The sequence below is a fragment of the Gordonia sp. p3-SID1431 genome, assembly GCF_025143765.1.
GTDB classification, from domain to species: Bacteria; Actinomycetota; Actinomycetes; order Mycobacteriales; family Mycobacteriaceae; genus Gordonia; species Gordonia hongkongensis.
In genome coordinates, this window is sequence record NZ_JAMBDT010000021.1 from 1 (window position 1) to 22,480 (window position 22,480).

The following is a 22,480-nucleotide window of genomic DNA, read 5'->3' on the forward strand; positions in this document are numbered from 1 at the left end:
TCGAAGCCGTCGGTCCAGGCCGACCCGGATCCGGCGATCTGCTCGTAGAGGCCTTCGATGGTCTGGGCCGTCGAGATCGCCTGGTCGGGGTTCTGCGTGCCGAAGTTGCCGCTCGAGGAGATCCCGACGAGGACATACCGTCCGCCACGGGTCTCCTGGTACCACGGTGAACCCGAATCCCCGCCGAGGACGACGAGTTCGGCGTTGACGAGACGATGCTCGGGCGCGGCGTCCTGATGCAGCAGGGCGGTCACGGTGCCGACGGTCGTCCCGGTGCGTTCGCCGGTCTTGGCGACCGGTTCGCCGACCTCGGGGTCGGCCGCCGTCGCGAAGACGGGGTCCACCTCCCAGTCGTCCTCGATCGCGATGACGGTGTAACCGCGGGGATCGGCGAGCGTGATCGACCCGTCGGGGGTGCCGCCGTCGTCCTGCCAGTCCACGACCTCACCGATCGTCTCGCCGTCGGTGGTGGTGACCTCGTCGCCGACGCCCTCGGCGCAGTGCCCGGCCGTGACGGCGAGGCGATCACCGTCGGCGTTGGTCCCGAAGAAGCCGATGGAACACAGGCCGTCGCCGATCAGGATGCCCTGGCCGGCGGTGAGTGTGTCGGCGTATTCGGGCGTGATGGCGGCTGCGGGGGCGGTCGTGCCCATTGCCACGGCCAGAGCGGCCAGCAGTGTGGTCGCGGCGGCGACGTGAGGCTTGATCATCGGGGGTCCTTTGCTCCGAGAGGGTGTCTGCTCCCTTCGAGCCGAACCCGGGCCTCGCGGTGTGCCGGCCGGACTCCGAATCATTCGACCGGCCGACGGTCTTCGGAGACCCCGGGCCCGCCTAGACTCTGCAGACATGGCCGGTGACGAGAAGCCGCGGCTGACGGTGGCGCGGCGTCGGGACGCCGGCGGGATCTCGGCGGCGAGCGCCGTGGCCGAACTGCTCCGCACCGCACCGGTGATCGGCCGGGCCGACATGACCGTCCGCCAGGCGGCCGCGTTGATGACCGAGCGCGGACAGGACTACGTGGTGATCCCGCTGCCGGACCGGAGCTTCGGCGTGCTGACCGACGGCGACATCCGGGCCGAGGTGGTCGCGGCCGGCCGCAGCGTCGACACCTCGGTCGGGGAGATCGTCACGGAACCGGCGTTCGTCGTCGATGCCGGTGCGGCGTCGATGGACGTGCTGACCGAGCTCGTCGACCGCGATCTGGCGATCGTCCCCGTCCGTGGCGCCGACGGCGAGGTGATCGGTGTCGTCGGGGCGGGGGATTTCGTCGCCGACCCCGTCGGTGCGGGCATCCCGCTGCGCGAACAGATCCGACGTTCGATCGACGTCGAGGAGCTGCAGGGGCACGCGCGCAGGCTGCCGCAGTTCGTGGCCGATCAGGTTCGCCGGGACCGACCGCCGTACGAGATCTCGCGCGCGGCTTCCATGATCGTCGACGCGGTCGTCGGTCGCGCGCTCGATGTCGTCCTGACCGCACACCCCGAACTCGATCCCGCAGCGTTCACCTGGTTGTCGCTGGGCAGCAACGCCCGTCGGGAGCCGGTGCTGAGCTCGGACGTGGATTCGGCTGTCTCCTTCGACGATTCGGCCGGCGGCGAGATCGAACGCTATCGGGCAGCCTTCGGTGAGGTCGACGAGGTGGTGCGGAACGCGGGACTGCGGGTCGACGACAACGGCGCCGTCGCGTCGAAGCCGCTGTTCGCGCGGACCCACACGCAGTGGCAGACGGCGGCGCGTGCGTGGATCGATGATCCGCTCGCCGGCAAGGGCATGATCTTCACATCGCTGATGCTCGACGGCCGGCCCGTCCGTGGGCGCGACGCGGTGTCGGCGACGCCCGCGGTCGCGATGATCGCCGGGTTGCGGCGTGACCCCCGGACGATGAATCTGCTGCTGGCCGAAACCCTTTCGACGCGTGCCCGGTTGCGGTCCCGGCGGGATGTGTTGACCGGTCGGGGCAACATCGTCGACATCAAGGGGCATGCGGTGACACCGCTCGTCAACATCGCGCGGTGGGCCGCGGTCAGTGTGGGTTCGACCGACGTCGACACCCGTGGCCGTCTGCGCGCGGCGTCCGGCAGCGAGATGCTGCCGAGCGATCAGGCGTCGACGCTCATCGAGGTCTTCGATGTGCTGCAGCGCGTTCGGCTGCGATATCAGGTCGCACAGTTCGACAACGGTGATCCGCCCGGCGATCGGTTCGATGTCAGGCAGTTGTCCCCGCTGGACCGCAGCCTGCTCGGGCAGGCGGTGCGCGAGATCGCCGGAGTGCAGCGCCGCATGTCGACCATGAGCCGACTTCTTCCCGGACCCGAGCAGGTGACCTGAAACCCGATGTGCCTGATCCTTTTTGCGTGGAACGCACACCCCACTCAGCGGCTGATCGTGGCCGCCAATCGGGACGAGCAACACCGTCGCCGCACCTTCGCGCTGTCGCACTGGGACGACCTGCCGATCCTCGGCGGGCGCGACGCCGTCGCCGGCGGTACGTGGATGGCTGTCTCGGCCGAGATCCCCGACCGGGTGGCCATGGTCACCAACGTCCGTGTCGGGCCGGCTCGACGGGCCGGAATCCGTTCGCGCGGACAACTTCCCGTGGACTATCTGATCGGCGACGACGACCCGAAGGTGTACGCCCACCGGGTCCTCGACGATGCGGCCGCGTACGATCCGGTGAATCTGCTCATCGCCGATCGGGACGAGCTGTGGTGGATGACCAACTGGCCGGAACCGCGCGCCGAGCGGGTGGCCGACGGCGTGCACGGTCTGTCCAACGGCGCCCTGGCCAACGACTGGCCGAAGGTCGTCGACGGCGCGGCGGCGTTGAGTGGGCTGGTCGAGGCAGACGGTGGCGGGTCGGTTGGGTCTGCGGACGAGTCCTACTTCGCCATGCTGGCCGACCAGAATCGGCCCGACCCGACGCGTCTGCCCGACACCGGCGTCGGGCCACAGGCCGAGGCGGCGTTGTCGCCGATGTTCATCAACATCCCCGGGTACGGCACCCGGGCATCAACCCTGCTGCGCGTCGGGTACGACGGCCACGGATCGATGACCGAGCGCCGCTACGGTTGGCGGGGCCGACGTCGGGGAACCACCACGCTGACGTTCTGATCAGTTGTGCGCGAAGGGGTTCGGCGACACGTCCAGGTCGAGTGCGGCGCCGACCTCGGCGGTGAACAGTTGACCGTGCCGCGTGCTCAGTCCCGAGGCGAGTGCCGGGTCGGCTGCGCACGCCTGCTCCGGTCCCGAATCGGCCAGCCGGAGGACGTAGGGGAGGGTCGCACCGGTGAGCGCCTGTGTCGACGTACGCGCGACGTTGCCGGGCATGTTCGCGACGCAGTAGAAGACGGTGTCGTGGACGGCGAAGGTCGGGTCGTCGTGGGTGGTGGGTCGAGAGTCCTCGAAGCAGCCGCCCTGGTCGATCGCGACGTCGACGAGCACCGCGCCCGGCTTCATCTGGGCGACCGTGCTGTTCGAGACGAGGACCGGTGCCTTAGCACCCGGCACGAGGACGGCCCCGATGACGAGGTCGGCACCGACGACCGCCTCCTCGACTGCCAGGGCCGTGCTGTACCGGGTGTGGACGCGGCCGCCGAAGCGGGCGTCGATCGAGCGGAGTTTGGCGATGTCGATGTCGAAGACGGTGACCTGGGCGCCCATGCCGAGCGCGATCTGCGCCGCGTTCACGCCGCTGACGCCACCGCCGAGAACGACCACGTCGGCGGGCTCGGTTCCCGGCACGCCGCCCATGAGTACGCCCCGACCGCCCGCCGAACGCATCAGGTGATAGGCACCCACCTGCGGTGCGAGGCGTCCGGCGACCTCGCTCATCGGGGCCAGCAACGGGAGCGCGCCGTCGGCGGTCCGGACCATCTCGTAGGCGATGGAGGTGATGCCCGACGCCAGCAACGCGTCGGTGCAGGCCCTGCCGGCGGCCAGGTGCAGGTAGGTGAACAGCGTCTGATCCCGACGCATCAGCGCGAACTCCGAGGCGATCGGTTCCTTGACCTTCAGCACTAGTTCGGCCTGCTCCCAGACCGCGGCGGCGGTTCCCAGGATCTGTGCACCGGCGGCCTTGAAGTCGTTGTCGGCAATGGCGGATCCCTCGCCCGCGCCGGCCTGGACGATCACGTCGTGGCCGCGCTGGTGGAGTTCGGCGACGCCGGCGGGGGTGATGGCCACGCGGTATTCGTGATTCTTGATCTCGGTGGGGATGCCGATGCGCATGATGACTCCGTCGGGTTGTGGTCTCCTGAACGTTCCTCGATGAACCGGTTTTCAGCGTGAAGGAACATCGGCCATGACACAATCGTGCGGAAGAATATTCTCGTGCAGCTCGGTCTGCCGACGATCGTGTGAGGACGGAGGGCGCGATGGCCACCACACCGAAGGATGTTCGGGCCGGTGAACTCGACGCGACGGACCGGGAGCTGCTCCGCCTGCTGCAGTCCGATGCGCGGATGCCGAACAGCGAACTGGCGCAGCGCGTCGGCATCGCCGCGTCGACCTGCCACGGCCGCCTGCGTCGGCTCGTCGACCTCGGCATCATCCGCGGCTTCTTCGCCGACGTCGACCCGGCGGCGCTGGGGCGCCCGCTGCGTGCCATGGTCGCCGTCAGTCTGCAGTCCGACGCGCGCGGTCAGATCCGGCGCTTCGTCGGCGAGATCGCCACCCACGACGAGGTGATCGACGTGTTCTTCCTCGCCGGCACCGACGACTACCTGCTGCATGTCGCCGCCGCCGACACCGAGGCGCTGCGCCAGTTCGTCGAACGACTCAACGGCCGGCCGGAGGTCGCCGGAACCACCACGTCGCTGGTGTTCGAACACCGCCGCGGCGGTGCCCCGATCTTCTGAGGCGGGACGCCACTAGACTGGCCCGGCAGCGACTCGGCCGGCAGGACACGACACGAAGAGGTGGACATGAGCGGTATCAAGGTGGGCGTCCTGGGCAGCCAGGGCAAGGTCGGGCAGGCGATCGTCGCGGCGGTCGAGAATGCCGACGACCTCACCTACACCGTGGGCGTCGACAAAGGTGACTCACTCGAGTTCTTCACCGACACCGAGACCCAGGTCGTCGTCGACTTCACCCATCCCGATGTGGTCATGGACAACCTGAAGTTCCTCATCGCCAACGGAATTCACGCCGTCGTCGGGACCACCGGATTCACCGAGGAACGCCTCGACACCGTCCGCGGCTGGTTGTCGGAGAACCCCGGCGTCGGCGTCCTCATCGCACCCAACTTCGCGATCGGCGCAGTGCTGTCCATGCGTTTCGCCGCCCAGGCCGCCAAGTACTACGACTCGGTCGAGGTCATCGAGTTGCATCACCCGCACAAGGCCGACGCGCCGTCGGGAACCGCCTATCGGACGGCAGAGCTGATCGGGCGCGCGCGGGCCGAGGCCGGTGTCGGACGCAGTCCCGATGCCACGACCGAGGAACTCGACGGCGCCCGCGGCGCGGTCGTCGACGACGTGCGTGTCCACTCAGTGCGGCTCGCAGGGCTTGTTGCGCACCAAGAAGTGCTGCTCGGCACCGCCGGCGAGACGCTGACCATCCGGCACGATTCCCTCGACCGGGCGTCGTTCGCACCCGGCGTGCTCCTGGGCGTGCGGAGTATGGCCTCCCGTCCGGGGCTCACCATCGGGCTCGAAGAACTGATGGACCTCTGACGATGACCTCCTCCGGCCCGCCGAACGAACCAGCCCACGACGACGACACCGAGGGCGGCGCACCCCGACTCGGCCCGCGCAAGAAGGACTCCCGTCCGATCGTCTGGATGATCGCATTCCTCGTCGTGGCGCTCATCGTGTACTTCGTCCTGCTCGGATGGCGTGGCTTCCAGCTGATCGCCTCCGGGTCGGCCGCCGGGATCGGTCTCGGCCTGGGCGTGATCGCGCTGCCGCTGATCGGGGCGTGGCTGGTCTACGCGACGCTGCGGGCGGGCCTCGAGCACCAGAAACTCGCCGCCATCATGGCCGACGAGGGACGTGAACTCGACATCTCGAACCTGCCGCACCGCGCATCGGGCCGGATGGAGCGCGACGCGGCCGACGAACTCTTCGCCCAGGTGAAGGCCGAGTGGGAGGCCGACCCGAGCGACTGGCGCAACACCTACCGCATCGCCCGCGCCTACGACTACGCCGGCGACCGCACCCGTGCCCGCTCGATGATGAAACGGGCTGTCGCCCAGTACCACGGCCGGGAGCAGTAGTCCGATGAGCCGGCTGCTCATCGTCCACCACACCCCGTCACCGGCATGCCAGGAGATGTTCGAGGCAGTCGTGTCCGGTGCGACCGACCCCGAGATCGAAGGCGTCGAGGTGATCCGACGCGCGGCGCTCGCCGTCACCGCCTCCGACTTCCTCGACGCCGACGGTTACCTCCTCGGCACGCCCGCCAACCTCGGATACATCAGCGGCGCACTGAAACACGCGTTCGACGTGAGCTACTACCAGATCCTCGACTCGACTCAGGGTCGGCCGTTCGGGCTGTACATGCACGGCAACCAGGGCACCGAAGGAGCTGTGCGAGCGGTCGATTCGATCACCTCCGGCCTCGGCTGGACCAAGGCCGCCGAGTACGTCATCGTCTCCGGCGCCCCGGGCAAGGACGACCGCGAAGCGTGCTGGGAGTTGGGTGCGACGGTGGCAGCGGGGTTGATGGAGGGGTGAGCGAGTGGGGAGCGGCCGCTGGTGCGCTTATTGTGTCGACTAAGAGCGCCTGGATCTCCCTCGAGCGGCCTGAATGACAACGCATTCTTCGATAGGATTGATTGTGGCGCAGCATCATTCATTCGGTCCGTGTCGATCGACCCCCGGTGCACTGTTCTCGGCGTGCTCGGTGTCGGCGTTGATGACATGCCCAATCTCGTCGGAGTCGATCAACCCTGCGTCGATGAGTGCCTGGTGAATTGATTGCCACTGGGTGGAGTCGAGATCCTGTGACGGGTCGCTGGGCATCGGCGGTGGTTTTCCGTCCTCGCCCGCGGGAGCCGTGTAGACCTTTGCTTCACGGTCCACGCTTGTCTTAGTGACCACCACCTTTTCGGCGAACACTTGCGGATCGACCGCGAGTTTCCCTGTCGATCAAGCTCATGATCATGAGGTGGGTGGTAATAACCAGATGACAGATCCGCGCGATCCCGGGGCGGCTGCGTGGTAGCGGTCGTCGATGCTGAGCTCTTTGATCACTGGGATCGCGGCGTGGTGGCGTGAACCAAGTCGCCGTAGATCCAGGCGTACATGAGCTTGCGGTCGGTGATTTGGCCGCTGGCGGTGCCGACTAGGTACGCCTGTGCCTCGCCGCTGCCGTCGATGATCGTTCTCCAGCTGTCGCGCCACCAGTCTGGGTCGATCTCCTCATCGAGCGCGTCGGTGCCCACCACTTCCTCGAGGGCGTCGAGCACCTTGACGCAATAGATCGGCTCCCTGGCTAGAACCAGCGGACGTACCCGGCTCGCCAGGGATTCCATCGCCTCCTCGGGGGGATACTCGATCTTGATCCGGTGGGATTCGTCCCCCGTCTTCACATTCCGGGTGACCGAAATCTGCACAGTGCCGTCATGAAGTCGGGCCATGAGGTCAGCCTGTTCACGGATCAGCGAGTGGGCCATGATGCGACGCACCCTCAGCAAGAACCCCTCGATGACCGCCTGAGGCGTTGATTGTGGCATGGCTCGAACTCTGGGACCAAGGTCCGACACCCGCCGTAGGTAAGGTTGCCTCGAACCCGCGACCTCCGTGGCTTGATAGTGGACGACTCCGGCGCGCTGCCGGATTGGATGACTGCGAGGGCGTGATGGCGTGAGTCTTGGTCGTCTCGGATGAGCCGAAGAGCGCGGTCTAGGTCGGCGTTGGTTGCCGCTCGTCGATCAGCGCTCTCTCGGCCACCTGTGAAAGTACAGAGATGCGGCGGAGATGGACACGGGATCGACGTCATCGCGACGATTCGTTTGAGCTTCTGGAGTAGCTCGCGAGTGTTCCGCGGAACACTCTGAACCTTGGGTTGAGGCTCGAGGAATTGTCGGTGCCTGGCGATACCTTGTTGCTGTACTTCTCGTTCGGTTCTGGGGGTTGCGGTGCGGGTCAGTGCTTTTCGTTCCGGTGGAGATGTGTCGTCGATGTTCGACGGTGCGGATCCGGAGTCGCTGTCGGATGAGGTGCTCGAGGCTCGGGTGCTGGGTTATGCCGCTCAGATCACGGCTCTGACAGCGAACTTCCTTGACCTGGTGGCGGAATTGGATGAGCGGGAGTCGTGGCGGGGGCCGGGGATTCATTCGCTGGCGCACTGGTTGTCGTGGAAGGCCGGCATTGCACCGCGAACGGCGCATGAGCAGTTGAGGGTCGCCAAGGCGATACGAGAATTGCCGGTGATCCGCACGGCGTTTCGCGAGGGTCGGCTGACGTATTCGAAGGTCCGCGCGTTGACACGGGTGGCTACGCCGGAGCGGGAGGCGGAGTTGGTGAATCTGGCGTTGTCGTGCACGGCGAGTCAGTTGGATCGGGCGGTGCGGGCGATGGCCCAGATCGACCGCAACCGTGGCGTCGAGGAGAACAGCCGGCCACCGGTGGAGTCGACCGGCCGGTGGAAGTGGAACGATGACGGGTCGTTGTCGGTGTCGCTGCGGTTGAGTCCGTTGGATGGGGCGCGGTTCCTTGCTGGGACGGTGCGGGCGGAATATGAACGCACCCGGACGTGTGATGACCCGGATCTGCCGTCGGTCGAGCGTGTTCCGCGGAACACTGAATCCGGTTCAGAATCAGAGGATTCGGAGGTGGTTCCGTCTCGGCGTCGGGATCTGTGGCGGCAGGTGCCGTCGAATGTGGCGCCGGCGGTGGTGGCGATGGCCGACATGGTGCATGACGGGATTTCGATGCCTGATCTTGCTCCGGGTGCGGAGATCCTGATCCATGCGGGTGAGGGGGTGGAGTCGGCTCATCTCGATGATGGACCCGGGTTGTCGGAGGCTGAGGTGGACGAGGCCCGGTGTGGGGCGTCGACGCGGGAGGTGGTGAGCCGCCGGGTTCCCGGTCAGCCGGGGAAGTTGGCGTTGTTGGGGGTGGGTCGTCGGAAGCGGGCGCCGAACAAGGCGTTGGTGCGGGCGTTGTTCGTGCGGGATCGGTGTTGTCAGGTGCCGGGGTGTGGTCGGACGCGTCATCTGCATGCCCATCATGTGGTGTTCTGGTCGGCGGGTGGGCGGACGGATCCGGACAATCTGATCTTGTTGTGTGGGTCGTGTCATCGGTCGTTGCATCGGGGCGAGTTTGCGATCACCGCGCATGGGTTGCAGCGGTTCACGTTTCATCGCCCGGACGGCACTGAGATCGAGGCGGCGCCACCTACGTCGAAACCGGGCGGGTGGCGACCCGATCAACGGATCGGCGTAGATGCGACGGTGCCGGTCGGCGGTGGTCGAATGGACCTGGGATACACCACCGAGGTGCTCTTCGCGGTGTGGGAATGGAAGCAGCGCAACACAACTCACCTAGAGCCCGCCGTGCACAGGGCCGCGTAGGCGCCTAGCTGTTAGACTGACACGCGGTGTGCCGGGAAGTCTGGTCGGCTGCGCGTTGACGGTGAGCCCTGCACGATGGGGCGGCCACGACGCGTACGTAGCCCACCCGACGAAGGACTCCGTACGCACCATGACTGACACCGACTCACGTCGGGCCACCCCGACGCTCTTCTCGCGCGGCTCTTGGCCCGAAGCTTCCCGCATCGCCGACATCTTCCGGCGCGAAACCATCGGCGGCATGCTGCTGCTCGTCGCCGCGGTCGTAGCCCTTGTATGGGCCAACTCGCCGTGGTCGGCCGCCTACTTCGGCCTCGGCGACATCCATGTGGGGTCCGACGCGCTCGGTCTGCACCTCGACCTGTCCCTCGCGACCTGGGCTGCCGACGGTCTCCTTGCCATCTTCTTCTTCGTCGTCGGTCTGGAGCTGAAGCGCGAGTTCGTCGCCGGCGACCTCCGCGACCCCGCGCGGGCCGCGCTGCCCATTGCCGCGGCGGTCGGTGGAATGGCTGTTCCCGCACTCATCTTCGTTGCGGTCACCATGCGGGCGGGGGATCGAGCCGTGCAGGGCTGGGCCATTCCCACCGCCACCGACATCGCGTTCGCGGTCGCGGTGCTGGCCGTGATCTCGACGCATCTGCCCGCCGCACTGCGTACCTTCCTGCTCACCCTGGCCGTCGTGGACGACCTGCTGGCCATCACCGTGATCGCGGTCTTCTACACCGACTCCATCAACGGCGCAGCGCTGGCCCTGGCCCTGATCCCACTCGCGGCGTTCGCCTTTCTCGTGCAGCGGCGGGTCACCTCGTGGTGGCTCCTGCTCCCATTGGCGGCCCTCACGTGGACATTCGTCCACGAGTCCGGGGTCCACGCCACCGTCGCCGGCGTCGTCCTCGGCTTCACGGTCCCAGTGCTCCGTCGGGCCGGGGGCGACGAGACGGACACCCGGCATTGCCTGGCAGAACACTTCGAACACCGAATCCGGCCCATCTCGGCCGGCTTCGCCATCCCGGTGTTCGCCTTCTTTGCCGCCGGCGTCACCATCGGTGGTCTCAGCGGCCTCCGCGAGGCGCTCACGAATCCCGTTGCGCTGGGCATCATCTTCGGTCTGGTGGTCGGCAAGACGGTGGGCATCGTCGGCACCACCGCACTTCTCGCCCGGTTCACGCGCGCCACCCTCGACGCCAGCATCCGATGGATCGACGTGACCGGTGTGGCCATGCTCGCCGGCATCGGCTTCACGGTCTCGCTGCTCATCGGCGACCTCGCGTACGACCCGGAATCCGACCGCGCGGAGTACGTCAAGATCGGTGTCCTGGTCGGTTCGCTGACGGCCGCCTCGGCCGCGGCGGTCATCTTGCGGATGCGCAACCGCCACTATCGCCGGGTCGCCGAAGACGAGTCCCGGGACGACGATCACGACGGCATCCCGGATGTCTATCAGCGGGACAGCTGATCGGTGGGACTCGAGGTCGTCGCCATCGCGGCTGCCGCCAGGCCTGTGACGTAGTCGGCGATGGTCGTCGGCCCGGTGAGCACCGTGGTCCCCGGACGTCGGCCGACGACCCGGCCGTCGTTGATGGCCCGTGTCATGCCCACATGATGGCCTGCGACATCGGGACTGAATGCGGCCTCGTCGACGAGCGTCGCGACCATGTCGTCGTCGGACAAGCGCTCATACCGCAGCTTCGGAAGGCCGAAGGCACGTCCCAACGCGGCCGTCACGGTGGCCTGGTCGACGTTCACCGGACCCAGGATCTCCCGGCTCAGATGTCCACCGCCCCAGCCTGTTCCGGTCAGCGCATCCACCGCTGCCGCGGCGATGTCCCGCGTGGCGACCATCGGAACGGCGACATGCGGATCCAGCGAGTCCGCGACGATGCCCGCATTCTGCATGAGCGGGAGGTAGGAGCGGGCGTTGTCGTAGAACCAGCCGGCACGCAGAGCGAGCACCTCGACGCCGGACAACTCCGCCAGCCGCTGCTCCAGGATGTGCAGACCGGCCAGAAATCCGGTGCCGGAGCTGATCTCGGCGCCGACGCTGCTGAGCGCGACCACACGCGGCACACCGGACTCGCGGATGGCGCGGACGATCGCGTCGGTCATCGTCCGCTGCGAGGTGAGGTGGTCGGCGGCGGTGTGATCCACGGGTTGCATCACGAACACCGCGTCCGAGTCGCGCATGGCGGTGGCGAGCGCGGACGAATCGGTGGTGTCGGCTACCGCGGTGTCGGCACCGAGCCGAGCGAGGGCGTCGAGCCGCTCAGAAGAACGCCCGACCGCCCGAACCCGGTGTCCGGCGTCGAGCAGGCCGGTGGTGACCTGTGCGCCGACGGTGCCTGTTGCCCCGAGAACTGTGTACATGAGGACCTCCTGAATCGTTCGATGTCGTATGTCCAGAGTGGAGCGAGGTTGCCGGACGAAACAGCGCTCACAGTCCGCAATGCATGCTCAATCGTCCGAAACGGCAGACGATCGGATCACGATGACCGATCATGGACGGGTGCGCAGACCCGACGGCAGTCACCCGGACCCGTTCCACAGCCCCGACCCCCTCGGGGAGGCCCTGCACTTCTTCCGGTTGAACGGTGCCTTCTACTGCCGGTCGGAGCTCACCGAGCCCTGGGCGCTGACCATGCCGGTCTGGGAGGACTGTCTGTGCGTGCACCTCGTCGTGTCGGGGTCGCTGCGGTTGTCCGCGCCGGACGGTGAGTCGCTGCGATTCGCGCCGGGAGATCTCGTCGTCGTGCCGCACGGCCGATCGCACGTCGTCCGCGGCGACGGCGAGGCGATGTTCGCCCCGGTCGTCACGGATCTGCCGCACGACTACCTGAGCGATCGGTATGCCATCCTGCGACATGGCGGCGACGGGCCCGAACGCTCGGTCCTGATCTGTGCCGTCGTCCGTTTCGACCATCCCTCGGCACGGTCGCTGACGTCGATGCTGCCGCCGATCCTCGCCATCCGCGCCGCTGATCCCCGTGCGGGTGCAAGCAGCTCGTGGCTGCGCGACCTCATGCGCATCGTGATCGACGAGGCCGGCGAACTCCGACCCGGTGGGGAGGCGGTCATCACCCGGTTGTCCGACATCATCGTCATCCACGCGATCCGATCGTGGTTGCAGGACGCGGAGGGCACCCGCACCGGCTGGCTCGGGGCTCTCGCCGATCCGCAACTCGGGCGTGCGGTCGCCGCGGTCCATCGCGATCCAGCGGCGGAGTGGAGCGTCGAACGACTGGCCCGTGAATGCGCGATGTCGCGGTCGACGTTCGCAGCCCGGTTCACCGCCGTCGTCGGCGAGCCGGCAATGCAGTACGTCACCCGGTGGCGGATGTATGTGGCGGCGGATCGCCTCCGAGACCCGGATGCGTCTGTCGCGTCGGTGGCGGGCGCGCTCGGTTACTCGTCCGAGGCGGCGTTCAGCCGGGCGTTCAAGCGGGTCAACGGGTCCACACCCGGCCGAGTGCGACGCGTGGCGCGGGCCGGCTGATCACTCGTCCTGGCCGGCGGCCGGGTCAACGGCGGCGGCGAGCGCGCGGCTCACCTCGAATTGCCGGACCAGGAACGCCTTCTCATCCAGCTTCTTACGCCGCATCCACGTCGTGACCTCGGAATTGCACTTGCTCGCATTGCACGAACCGCAGCACGGCACGACGTTGGCGACGGTGTACCGGCCGCCGCGGGAGATGGCCAACATGCAGTCACGCTGGAGGGCGACGCCCACCGCGCCGCAGTACGCGCACCCACCCCAGGCCTCCTGCAGCGCGAGCCACTGGGCGTCGGTGAGGTCGTTGTCGCGGGCCGCGACACGCTTGCGACGACGCTTGGCGTACCGATTGGCGCGGGTGGTGCTGCGGGTGGCCACGGGGAGGAGCCTACCGCTCGGATCACACGAGTCACAGCCGTCACAGGCCCCGTCGGGGTCGTGTCGTGCGCCCGGCAGTGCGACTGGTGCTTTGCCTAGACTGGCACCCGTGAGCACGGCCATCCGCGACATGTCATCGACCGGGACCATCCCGACTCCGTACGAGGACCTGCTGAGCCTCGTCATGGAGACCGGGACACCGAAGGCCGACCGCACCGGCACCGGGACGCGCAGCCTCTTCGGCAGGCAGTTGCGCTACGACCTCGCCGAGGGTTTCCCGCTGATCACCACCAAGAAGGTGCATCTGAAGTCGATCGTCTACGAGTTGCTGTGGTTTCTGCGCGGCGACTCGAATGTGCGGTGGCTGCAGGAGCGCGGGGTGAGCATCTGGGACGAGTGGGCCGACGAGAACGGTGAACTCGGACCCGTCTACGGCGTGCAGTGGCGGAGCTGGCCGACCCCGTCCGGCGAGCACATCGACCAGATCGCGGCCGCCCTCGACCTGCTCAGGACCAACCCCGATTCGCGCCGGAACATCGTGTCCGCATGGAACGTGGGGGACATCCCGCAGATGGCACTGCCACCCTGCCACGCGTTCTTCCAGTTCTATGTCGCCGACGGCAAACTGTCGTGCCAGCTGTACCAGCGCAGCGCCGACCTGTTCCTCGGCGTGCCGTTCAACATCGCGTCGTATGCGCTGCTGACGCACATGATGGCCCAGCAGGCGGGCCTCGAGGTCGGCGAGTTCGTGTGGACCGGCGGCGACTGCCACATCTACGACAACCACGTCGAGCAGGTGACGCTGCAACTGTCACGCGACCCGTATCCGTACCCGAAACTCGAACTGCGCAAGCGGGATTCGATCTTCGACTACGAGTACGACGACATCGCCATCGTCGACTACCGGTCCCATCAAGGGATCAAAGCCCCGGTGGCGGTGTGACGTCGGGCCCCGCGGGGGAGGGCTCGCGTGAGGTGCGCCTGGTCTGGGCGCAGGGACGCGGCGGGGCGATCGGCCGGGACAACACGATCCCGTGGCGGGTCCCCGAAGATGTGGCGCGGTTCAAGGAACTGACGGTCGGGCACCCGGTTGTCATGGGCCGCAAGACATGGGATTCGCTGCCGCCGCGATTTCGGCCGCTGCCCGGTCGCGCCAATGTGGTCGTCACCCGCGACGCGAGCTGGTCGGCCGACGGCGCGTCGGTCGCGGGATCGGTCGCCGAGGCGCTCGAGCTGGCCGGTGGCGAACGGGTCGGAATCATCGGCGGCGGCGAGATCTACCGCTTGGCAATGGAATTCGCCACCGAACTGTGTGTCACGGAGATCGACGTCGAGGTCGACGGCGCCGACGCGTTCGCCCCGGAGATCACCGACGAGTGGGCTTTGGCACATCGCGGTGAGTGGCAGACCTCGACGAGCGGCATCGGGTACCGCTTCGTCGACTATCGGCGCGCTCGGCAGGGCTGATGGCGCCGGATCGTCTCTCGATCGCGCAGGCGCGTCGAATCGCGCTCGCCGCACAGGGTTTCACCGACCGCCGGCCCGCCGCCGCGCCCACCATGGCACACCTGAAGCGCGTCGTCGGCCGGACGCGGCTGCTGCAGATGGACTCGGTCAACATCGCCGCGCGTGCGCACTTCATGCCGCTGTTCTCTCGCTTGGGTGCCTACGATCCCGACCTGTTGCACCGCGCCGCGTGGCAGCCCGGGCGCGGTCGGCGGCTACTCGTCGAGTACTGGGCCCACGAAGCGGCGCTGATCCCGGTACCCGACTGGCCCCTCTTCCGATGGCGGATGGACGACTTCGCCGACGGTCGGTATCGGCACACGCGAGACGTGATGCGTCGCAACCGTTCTCTGGTCGGCGACATCCGGGCCGTGATCGAGGCAGTCGGCGCGACCACGCCCCGTGCCATCGAAGCGGAACTGGGCATCGAACGTGAACCCGGTGCAGCCGGGAGCTGGTGGCAGCGCGGTGAGGTCAAGCACCTGTGCGAGGCCATGTTCGCCGCCGGTGACCTGTCGGCGGTCCGCAACGGGAACTTCGTGCGGCACTACGACCTCACCGAACGGATCGTCGGCGCGGACATCGTCGCGCTGCGACCCGACCGTGGGCAGGCGCACCGTGAACTCGTCAGCCGTGCCGCCCAGGCGCTCGGTGTCGCCACCGTGGCCGATCTGGCCGACTACTACCGGCTCCGGCCGGCCGACGCGCGGCCGGCGGTCGCCGAACTCGTCGAGGACGGTGGGCTGCAGGAGATCTCCGTGGACGGCTGGCGCGACCCGGCCTACCTGGCCGCCGGCGCAGTGATTCCGCGGCGCGTCGACGCCTCGGCGATCCTGTCGCCGTTCGACCCGCTCGTGTTCTTCCGCCCCCGCGCCGAACGACTCTTCGACTTCCACTACCGCATCGAGATCTATGTGCCCGAACACAAACGCGTGCACGGCTATTACGTGCTGCCGTATCTGCTGGGCACCGACATCGCCGCGCGCGTGGACCTGAAGGCCGACCGCAAGAACCGCACCCTGCAGGTGCTCGGGGCCTACTGCGAGCCGGGTCGTTCCCGAGGCCTCGTCGCCGAACGGCTGTCCGCGGATCTGCGGAGCTTCGCCGGCTGGCAGGACCTCGACGATGTCGTCGTGTCCGGACGCGGCGACCTGGCGCCCGACCTGCAACGGGTGCTGCACGTCGCGTGACTCACCCCGAGTGATGCGATGCTGAGGATCGAAAGTTCACGACAGCGATGGGAGACGAAGCGATGACCGTGTCGTATGAGGGCAACGACTACCGATTGGTGATGTTCGATCTCGACGACACCCTGGCCCCGTCGAAGAGCCCGCTCGACGACCAGATGGTCGATCTGTTGCGGCGGATGCTCGACGTGAGCCTGGGCTGCATCATCTCCGGCGGCAACTTCACCCAGTTCGAGAAGCAGGTTCTCGCGCGGCTCGGCAACTTCGACAGCGTCGCCAACCTCCACCTCATGCCGACGTGCGGAACGCAGTACGTGCGGTGGTCCGGGAACGACTGGGAGACGGTCTACGCGGAGTTCCTCACCGACGACGAGAAGCAGCGCACGCTCGACGTGCTCGAGACCGGCGCCAAAGAACTGGGTCTGTGGGAGAGCGAGACGTGGGGTGACATCCTCGAGGACCGCGGCAGCCAGATCACCTTCAGCGCGCTGGGGCAGAAGGCGCCCGTCGACGCGAAGGCGGCCTGGGACCCCGACGGAGCTAAGAAGGAGTCCCTGCGGGCCTACGCCGCCGAGCGACTTCCCGACCTCGAGGTGCGCAGCGGCGGTTCGACGTCGGTGGACGTCACCAAGAAGGGCATCGACAAAGCTTACGGCGCACTGAAGTTGATGGACATCCTCGGCCTCAGCACCAGCGACATCCTGTTCTTCGGTGACCGGCTCGACGAGGGCGGCAACGACTACCCGGTCAAGGCTCTGGGCATCACGTCGATCGCCGTCCACGGCTGGCCCGACACCCACGCGAAGCTGTCGGCGCTGCTGGATCAGGTCGAGACGGGCAGCTAGTCGACCGGCCCACCCGCCGGGACGACCCGCTGGGTGCCGTTCGCGACCCGGTAGGACTTCGCGTAATACTGGCCGGAGCGCGGATTCGTCTTGTCGTGCACGAAGTACCAGTCCATCTGCGTCGCCGCCGGCGTCACGGTCAGGACCGAATACCCGTGCGCGTCGAACTCGCTCCAGCGCACGTGGTGGTTCGTGGCAGCGAAGGCCGAGGACACCGCGACCCCGGCGGTGTTGGCGGGCACGTTCAGCATGTCGTCGATGTTGGTCGACGTGATCGAGGTGCCGACCAATTCCGTTGCGACACTCCCGCCGCCGGGATAGTTCGCCGGGTCGGCCGGGATGTCGCACGCCCACGACGAGTGGATGTCACCGGTGATGAAGACGACGTTGTCGACGCGATTGCGGCGCAGCGATTCGAGGAGACGTCGACGATCGGCGGCGTAACCGTCCCACTGGTCGGCGTTGTACGGGATGCCCTCGCGCGGGATGCCGAGCAGTGCGGTGACCGCGCCGGTTGTCTGCGGATCCAGCGGGGGGATCAGCACCGGGGCGATCATCACCGGGTTGCCGACGATCTTCCAGCGGGTCTCCGACGACGTGAGTCCATTGGTCAGCCACGACATCTGTGCCCGGCCGAGGATCGTGCGGGCGGGATCGTCGATGGCCGCCGACCGGGCGCTGACCTGCAGGTCGCGGTAGGAGCGCAGATCCAGCATGGACAACTCGAGCAGACGGCCGAAGCGGAGCCTGCGGAACAGGTGCCGGCCCGCGGTGTCGACGGCGGGGCGGATCGGCATCCACTCGGCGTACGCGCGAAGCGCGGCGGTGCGCCGCGCGGCCCAGGAGCCCTCGCCCGCCTGATGGTTCTCCGCCCCGCCCGACCACGAGTCGTTCGACGACTCGTGGTCGTCCCAGATGCAGATGAACGGCAGGTCCCGGTGCAGCCGGGCGAGGTCGGGGTCGGTCTTGTACTGCGCGTGGCGTGTCCGGTAGTCGCGCAGGGTGACGATCTCGTGGCGGGGGTCGTGCGGCCGGACGGTTCCGGTCTTGCCGGTGTATCGCCCGGTCTCGTACTCGTAGAAATAGTCGCCCAGGTGGACCACCGCGTCGAGTGCCGGCTGCGCGGCCAGATGCCGGTAGGCGGCGAAGTATCCGGCCTCCCAGTTGGCACACGACACGACGCCGAATCGGATCTTCGCGACGTCGGCACCGGTCGCGGGGGCGGTGCACGTGCGACCGACGGGCGACACCGCGCCGGTGGCGGGTCCGGACAGCACCGTGAAGCGGTAGTGGTACCAGGTGCGCGGCGCCAGACCCGACGCGTCGATCTTCACCGTATGGTCGGAGTCGGCGGACGTCCGCACCTCGCCCGCGGCCACGACGGCGCCGAAGCCGGGGTCCCGGGCGATCTCCCAGCGGACGAGGCTCTGCGGCCCCAGGCCGGAACCGGGTGTCGCAGCCGGGGTCGGGGTGATGCGGGTCCAGAGGACGACGGCGTCGGGGAGCGGGTCGCCGGACGCGACGCCGTGGCGGAACACTGCCGCCGACGGGGGCCCGGGCGACCGCGGCGCGCCCTGGGCGACGACGGCGGGGGAGGCGAGCGCCGCACCGGTCACGACCGCACCCGTGCGCAGGAAGTCGCGTCGCGTCGTCATCGCATCCACCCCCGGGTACTCGCCCACGCCTGCAGGGACTCTACCGCGGGCGGAGCCCGACGGTGCGGTACTCACGTGGTGGGGGAGAATCGGATACCGCGCGGCACGCGGACGTGTGGCCGCGACGGACGACAGGAGACATGCGTGTCCGAATTGGTGCCGCTGAAGGTGCAGATGGTGGCGATGACCCAGTTCACCCCGCCGGGAGACGTGCCGTGGAGCACCGACGCCGAGGGCGGTGAGGCGTTGGTCGAGTTCGCCGGCCGGGCGTGCTACCAGAGCTGGGACAAGCCGAACCCGCGTACCGCCACCAATGCCGGCTACCTGCGGCACATCCTCGAGGTCGGGCACCTGTCGCTGCTCGAACACGCATCGGTGACGTTCTACATCAGCGGCATCTCCCGCTCGTGCACCCACGAACTGATCCGGCACCGCCACTTCTCGTACTCGCAACTGTCCCAGCGGTTCGTGCCCGAGCACGACTCCAACGTCGTGGCGCCGCCGGCGATCGTGGGCGACCCGGAGCTCGAGGACCTCTTCACCGCGGCGACCGACGCGAGCCGGGCGGCCTACACCGAGCTCCTCGCGGCGCTGGAGGCGAAGTTCGCCGACGTCCCCAACGCCATCCTGCGTCGGAAACAGGCACGTCAGGCCGCTCGCTCCGTACTGCCGAACGCCACCGAGACAAAGATCGTCGTCACCGGCAACCATCGCGCCTGGCGGCACTTCGTCGGCATGCGCGCCACCGAGCACGCCGACGTCGAGATCCGCCAGCTCGCGGTGGAGTGTCTACGCCAGTTGATGCGGGTGGCGCCCACCGTGTTCGGCGATTTCGAGATCGGCACCCTGGCCGACGGGACCGAGGTCGCCACCTCACCATTCGTGCTGGAAGGGTGAGGATCGTCACCAACAGGGAGGCGGTAGCCTTGAGCACCATGAACGCAGTCCAGGAACCGCTGCACGAGCATCCCTTCGGGACGAACGTGGTTGCGATGGTCACCCCCTTCCGCCCGGACGGAAGCCTCGATCTGGACAAGGCCGCCGTCCTCGCCGACCATCTGGTCGCCAAGGGATGTGACGGGCTGGTCGTGTCCGGCACCACCGGTGAATCGCCGACCACCACCGTGCCGGAGAAGCTCGAGTTGCTGCGGGTGGTCCTCGACGCGGTGGGCGACCGGGCCCGGATCACCCAGGGCGCAGGCAGTTACGACACCGCCGAGAGCGTCCGGTTCGCGATCGAGTCCGAGAAGATCGGTGCGCACGCGCTCCTCGTGGTGACCCCGTACTACTCGAAGCCGCCGCAGGCCGGGCTCCTCGCGCACTTTCGGACCGTCGCCGACGCCACCGCGCTGCCGGTGCTGCTCTACGACATCCCGCCGCGATCGGTGGTCCCGATCATGAACGAGACGATGCTCGCCCTGGCCGAACACCCCAACATCCGCGGGGTGAAGGACGCCAAGGGCGACCTGCACTCGGCGGCCGGCCTGATCGCCAGCACCAGCCTGGAGTACCTGTCCGGCGAGGACGCACTCAACCTGCCGTGGCTGTCGATCGGCGCGACCGGTTATGTCAGCGTTATCGGCCACCTCGTCCCGGATCGCCTGCGCGACATGCAGATCGCTGTCGAGAAGGGCGATCTGCCGACCGCCCGCGCGATCAACACCTCGATGCTGCCGCTGGTCAACGCCATGGGGCGCCTCGGCGGGGTCACGATGGTGAAGGCGGCACTGCGCATCCTCGGGCTGGAGGTCGGCGACCCGCGCCTGCCGCAGGTGCCCGCGAACCCGGCGCAGATCGAGGAACTGATCGTGGATCTGCGCGCGGCGGGTGTGCTGATCTGATGACCGACAACGACACCACCGGCAACGACACCGCCGGCACCGTCCGCCCCCGGACCCGACGCCGGGCTGCCGCCCGCAAGGCCGGCCCGCCGGGTCCGCCCCCCGCCGAGCCGACCCCGCCCGCCGAGCCCACCCCGTCCGCCGAGCCCGTCGAGGTGACCTCGAAGGCACGGGAACCCCGGCGCGCGCGAGCCGAGCGGACCGGATCATCGGAGCCGAAGTCCGACGCGAACTCGCCGAAGCATGCGGCCAAGCGTCCGGCGAGTCCCGCGTCGAACACCCGTCGCCCCCGCCACGAGCGCGGCGACGCCCGCGGCGGCCGCCGGCCCGAACCGGCGACCCCGGCCCCCGTGGACCGACTGGGCACACCCCGCCGACTGCCCAAGGGCGGTCTGCGCGTGGTGGCGCTCGGCGGCATCGGCGAGATCGGCCGCAACATGACCGTCTTCGAGTACAACGGCCGTCTGCTGATCGTCGACTGCGGTGTGCTCTTCCCCGAGGACGCCCAACCGGGCGTCGACCTGATCCTGCCGGACTTCCGCTACATCGAAGACCGCATGGACGACGTCGACGCGGTGATCCTGACCCACGGCCACGAGGACCACATCGGCGCTCTGCCGTTCCTGCTCCGGCTACGCAGCGACATCCCGGTGATCGGCGCGAAGTTCACGCTCGCCCTGGTCGAGGCCAAGTGTCGCGAGCATCGCCTGCGGCCCAAGCTCGTCGAGGTCGTCGAAGGTCAGAAGACCTCGCACGGGCCGTTCGAGTGCGAGTACTTCGCCGTCAACCACTCGATCCCGGACGCCCTGGCCGTCGCGATCCGGACCTCCGCCGGCGTTGTGCTGCACACCGGCGACATCAAGCTCGACCAGCTGCCCCTCGACGGTCGCCTCACCGACCTCGCCGGGTTCAGCCGCCTCGGCGACGAGGGCGTCGACCTGTTCCTGGTGGACTCGACCAACGCCGAGGTGCCCGGTTTCGTGACCCCGGAACGCCAGATCGGCGGGGTGCTCGACCAGGTCATCGGCAAGGCCACACAGCGGGTCATCGTGGCGTCGTTCGCGAGCCACGTCCATCGCATCCAGCAGATCATCGACGTGGCGCACACCCACAATCGGCGGGTCACCTTCGTCGGCCGTTCGATGGTGCGCAACATGCAGATCGCGCAGGATCTCGGCTACCTCTCGGTACCCGACGGCGTCGTCGTCGATCTCGACACCGCGGCAACCCTGCCCGACCACCGCGTCGTGCTGATCTCCACCGGCTCGCAGGGCGAGCCGCTGTCCGCGCTCTCCCGGATGGCGCGCGGGGAGCACCGGCAGATCAACATCCGGGCCGACGACCTCGTCGTGCTGGCGTCCTCGCTCATCCCCGGCAACGAGAACTCGGTGTTCGCCGTCGTCAACGGGCTGGCCAAGCGCGGCGCGACCGTCATCACCCAGCAGAGCGCGAAGGTCCATGTCTCGGGCCACGCCTCGGCCGGTGAGCTGCTCTACCTCTACAACGCGGTGCGCCCCTCGAATGCGATGCCCGTGCACGGCGAATGGCGGCACCTGCGCGCCAACGCCGCGCTCGCGGTCGCGACCGGTGTGCCCGAGGACCGGGTCGTCCTCGCCGAGGACGGCGTGGTGGTCGACCTCGTCGACGGTCGCGCCGACATCGTCGGACGGGTTCCGGTCGGGCACGTCTACGTCGACGGCCTCTCGGTCGGCGACGTGGGGGAGTCGACGCTCTCCGAACGGCTCGTGCTGGGGGAGGGTGGCTTCATCGCCATCACCGTCGCCGTGGACGTGACCACCGGCCGTGCGGTGAGCACACCCGAGGTCTCCGGACGCGGCTTCTCCGACGACCCGGACGCGCTCAAGGAAGCGGCGGACATCGTCAACCAGACGCTGGATTCGCTGGCGGCCGAGGGTGTCTCCGACACGCACCGGATCGCCCAGGGGATTCGCCGTGCGGTCGGACGCTGGGTGTCGACCGCCTATCGTCGCCGTCCGATGATCGTGCCGACGGTCATCGCGGTCGGGGACTGACCGGCGCCGAGGAACGAGACCACGGTTTTGTCGC

At 68.3% G+C, this 22,480-nt stretch carries 23 protein-coding genes; 16 read left to right on the forward strand and 7 right to left on the reverse strand.

Annotated features, from left to right (window positions below):
* On the reverse strand, window positions 1–710 hold a 710-nt coding region (locus M4D77_RS07555), incomplete at its 3' end, for a S1 family peptidase (protein ID WP_259935933.1).
* A 136-nt stretch (window positions 711–846) separates the two neighbouring features.
* Between M4D77_RS07555 and M4D77_RS07560 the strand changes: the two genes are divergently transcribed.
* A complete protein-coding gene (locus M4D77_RS07560; RefSeq protein WP_259935934.1) occupies window positions 847–2,328 on the forward strand; it encodes a putative nucleotidyltransferase substrate binding domain-containing protein in 1,482 nt (493 codons plus the stop codon).
* Between the two features lie 6 nt (window positions 2,329–2,334).
* On the forward strand, window positions 2,335–3,111 hold the full coding sequence (locus M4D77_RS07565; RefSeq protein WP_068969794.1) for an NRDE family protein: 777 nt from the start codon (window positions 2,335–2,337) through the stop codon (window positions 3,109–3,111).
* Here the strand turns inward: M4D77_RS07565 and ald are convergent, their stop codons facing one another.
* Window positions 3,112–4,227 carry an alanine dehydrogenase gene (ald, locus tag M4D77_RS07570; protein WP_068969793.1) on the reverse strand — a complete coding sequence of 372 codons (1,116 nt, stop codon included), beginning with the start codon at window positions 4,225–4,227 and terminating at the stop codon, window positions 3,112–3,114.
* 146 nt (window positions 4,228–4,373) lie between these two features.
* Between ald and M4D77_RS07575 the strand changes: the two genes are divergently transcribed.
* The 4 genes from M4D77_RS07575 (at window position 4,374) to M4D77_RS07590 (ending at window position 6,674) form a co-directional block, all read left to right on the forward strand.
* Window positions 4,374–4,856, forward strand: coding sequence for an Lrp/AsnC family transcriptional regulator (locus tag M4D77_RS07575; RefSeq protein ID WP_058250145.1), 483 nt, complete (start codon window positions 4,374–4,376; stop codon window positions 4,854–4,856).
* 66 nt (window positions 4,857–4,922) lie between these two features.
* Window positions 4,923–5,672 (forward strand): 4-hydroxy-tetrahydrodipicolinate reductase, encoded by a 750-nt coding sequence (dapB, locus tag M4D77_RS07580; protein WP_068969802.1) that lies wholly within the window; start codon window positions 4,923–4,925, stop codon window positions 5,670–5,672.
* Between the two features lie 2 nt (window positions 5,673–5,674).
* Entirely contained in the window at window positions 5,675–6,214 is a 540-nt protein-coding gene (locus M4D77_RS07585) for a hypothetical protein (protein WP_065628941.1), read from the forward strand.
* A 4-nt stretch (window positions 6,215–6,218) separates the two neighbouring features.
* Window positions 6,219–6,674, forward strand: coding sequence for a flavodoxin family protein (locus M4D77_RS07590; RefSeq protein ID WP_068969792.1), 456 nt, complete (start codon window positions 6,219–6,221; stop codon window positions 6,672–6,674).
* Window positions 6,675–6,788: 114 nt separating this feature from the next.
* Here the strand turns inward: M4D77_RS07590 and M4D77_RS07595 are convergent, their stop codons facing one another.
* Entirely contained in the window at window positions 6,789–7,058 is a 270-nt protein-coding gene (locus M4D77_RS07595) for a hypothetical protein (RefSeq protein WP_068969791.1), read from the reverse strand.
* A gap of 131 nt (window positions 7,059–7,189) precedes the next feature.
* The gene (locus tag M4D77_RS07600; RefSeq protein WP_065628939.1) at window positions 7,190–7,675 is read right to left on the reverse strand and encodes a hypothetical protein; all 486 of its coding nucleotides are present in this window, start codon (window positions 7,673–7,675) and stop codon (window positions 7,190–7,192) included.
* A gap of 447 nt (window positions 7,676–8,122) precedes the next feature.
* On the opposite strand from M4D77_RS07600, the gene M4D77_RS07605 reads away from it, so the two are divergent.
* A complete protein-coding gene (locus M4D77_RS07605; RefSeq protein ID WP_259935935.1) occupies window positions 8,123–9,517 on the forward strand; it encodes an HNH endonuclease signature motif containing protein in 1,395 nt (464 codons plus the stop codon).
* Window positions 9,518–9,647: 130 nt separating this feature from the next.
* Entirely contained in the window at window positions 9,648–10,970 is a 1,323-nt protein-coding gene (gene nhaA, locus M4D77_RS07610; protein WP_159370661.1) for a Na+/H+ antiporter NhaA, read from the forward strand.
* On the opposite strand, the gene M4D77_RS07615 is transcribed toward nhaA, so the two are convergent.
* Complete coding sequence (locus M4D77_RS07615) at window positions 10,955–11,878, reverse strand: NAD(P)H-binding protein (protein ID WP_259935936.1); 924 nt, start codon at window positions 11,876–11,878, stop codon at window positions 10,955–10,957. The genes nhaA and M4D77_RS07615 overlap by 16 nt on opposite strands.
* Window positions 11,879–11,999: 121 nt before the next feature.
* Here M4D77_RS07615 and M4D77_RS07620 point away from each other — a divergent pair, with 121 nt between their 5' ends.
* Complete coding sequence (locus M4D77_RS07620) at window positions 12,000–13,004, forward strand: AraC family transcriptional regulator (RefSeq protein WP_083229280.1); 1,005 nt, start codon at window positions 12,000–12,002, stop codon at window positions 13,002–13,004.
* Here M4D77_RS07620 and M4D77_RS07625 read toward each other — a convergent pair whose 3' ends face one another.
* On the reverse strand, window positions 13,005–13,379 hold the full coding sequence (locus M4D77_RS07625) for an HNH endonuclease (protein ID WP_058250166.1): 375 nt from the start codon (window positions 13,377–13,379) through the stop codon (window positions 13,005–13,007).
* A 109-nt stretch (window positions 13,380–13,488) separates the two neighbouring features.
* On the opposite strand from M4D77_RS07625, the gene M4D77_RS07630 reads away from it, so the two are divergent.
* The 4 genes from M4D77_RS07630 (at window position 13,489) to M4D77_RS07645 (ending at window position 16,917) form a co-directional block, all read left to right on the forward strand.
* Entirely contained in the window at window positions 13,489–14,322 is an 834-nt protein-coding gene (locus M4D77_RS07630; protein WP_311199304.1) for a thymidylate synthase, read from the forward strand.
* The gene (locus M4D77_RS07635) at window positions 14,319–14,846 is read left to right on the forward strand and encodes a dihydrofolate reductase (protein WP_137808702.1); all 528 of its coding nucleotides are present in this window, start codon (window positions 14,319–14,321) and stop codon (window positions 14,844–14,846) included. The genes M4D77_RS07630 and M4D77_RS07635 overlap by 4 nt, the downstream gene beginning before the upstream one ends.
* The gene (locus M4D77_RS07640) at window positions 14,846–16,075 is read left to right on the forward strand and encodes a winged helix-turn-helix domain-containing protein (protein ID WP_137808703.1); all 1,230 of its coding nucleotides are present in this window, start codon (window positions 14,846–14,848) and stop codon (window positions 16,073–16,075) included. Before M4D77_RS07635 ends, M4D77_RS07640 begins: the two co-directional genes overlap by 1 nt.
* A gap of 62 nt (window positions 16,076–16,137) precedes the next feature.
* The gene (locus tag M4D77_RS07645) at window positions 16,138–16,917 is read left to right on the forward strand and encodes an HAD-IIB family hydrolase (protein WP_137808704.1); all 780 of its coding nucleotides are present in this window, start codon (window positions 16,138–16,140) and stop codon (window positions 16,915–16,917) included.
* Here M4D77_RS07645 and M4D77_RS07650 read toward each other — a convergent pair.
* Window positions 16,914–18,572 carry an alkaline phosphatase gene (locus M4D77_RS07650; protein WP_165630178.1) on the reverse strand — a complete coding sequence of 553 codons (1,659 nt, stop codon included), beginning with the start codon at window positions 18,570–18,572 and terminating at the stop codon, window positions 16,914–16,916. The two genes, M4D77_RS07645 and M4D77_RS07650, sit on opposite strands and share 4 nt — an antisense overlap.
* 144 nt (window positions 18,573–18,716) lie before the next feature.
* Between M4D77_RS07650 and thyX the strand changes: the two genes are divergently transcribed.
* From thyX to M4D77_RS07665, 3 genes are read left to right on the forward strand one after another with little or no spacing between them, the layout of a single operon-like run.
* Window positions 18,717–19,469, forward strand: a complete 753-nt coding sequence (gene thyX / locus M4D77_RS07655) for an FAD-dependent thymidylate synthase (protein ID WP_065628932.1) — start codon at window positions 18,717–18,719, stop codon at window positions 19,467–19,469.
* 38 nt (window positions 19,470–19,507) lie between these two features.
* Window positions 19,508–20,413, forward strand: coding sequence for a 4-hydroxy-tetrahydrodipicolinate synthase (gene dapA / locus M4D77_RS07660; protein ID WP_159370667.1), 906 nt, complete (start codon window positions 19,508–19,510; stop codon window positions 20,411–20,413).
* On the forward strand, window positions 20,413–22,446 hold the full coding sequence (locus M4D77_RS07665) for a ribonuclease J (RefSeq protein ID WP_259935937.1): 2,034 nt from the start codon (window positions 20,413–20,415) through the stop codon (window positions 22,444–22,446). The genes dapA and M4D77_RS07665 overlap by 1 nt, the downstream gene beginning before the upstream one ends.
* The last annotated feature ends 34 nt before the right edge of the window (window positions 22,447–22,480 follow it).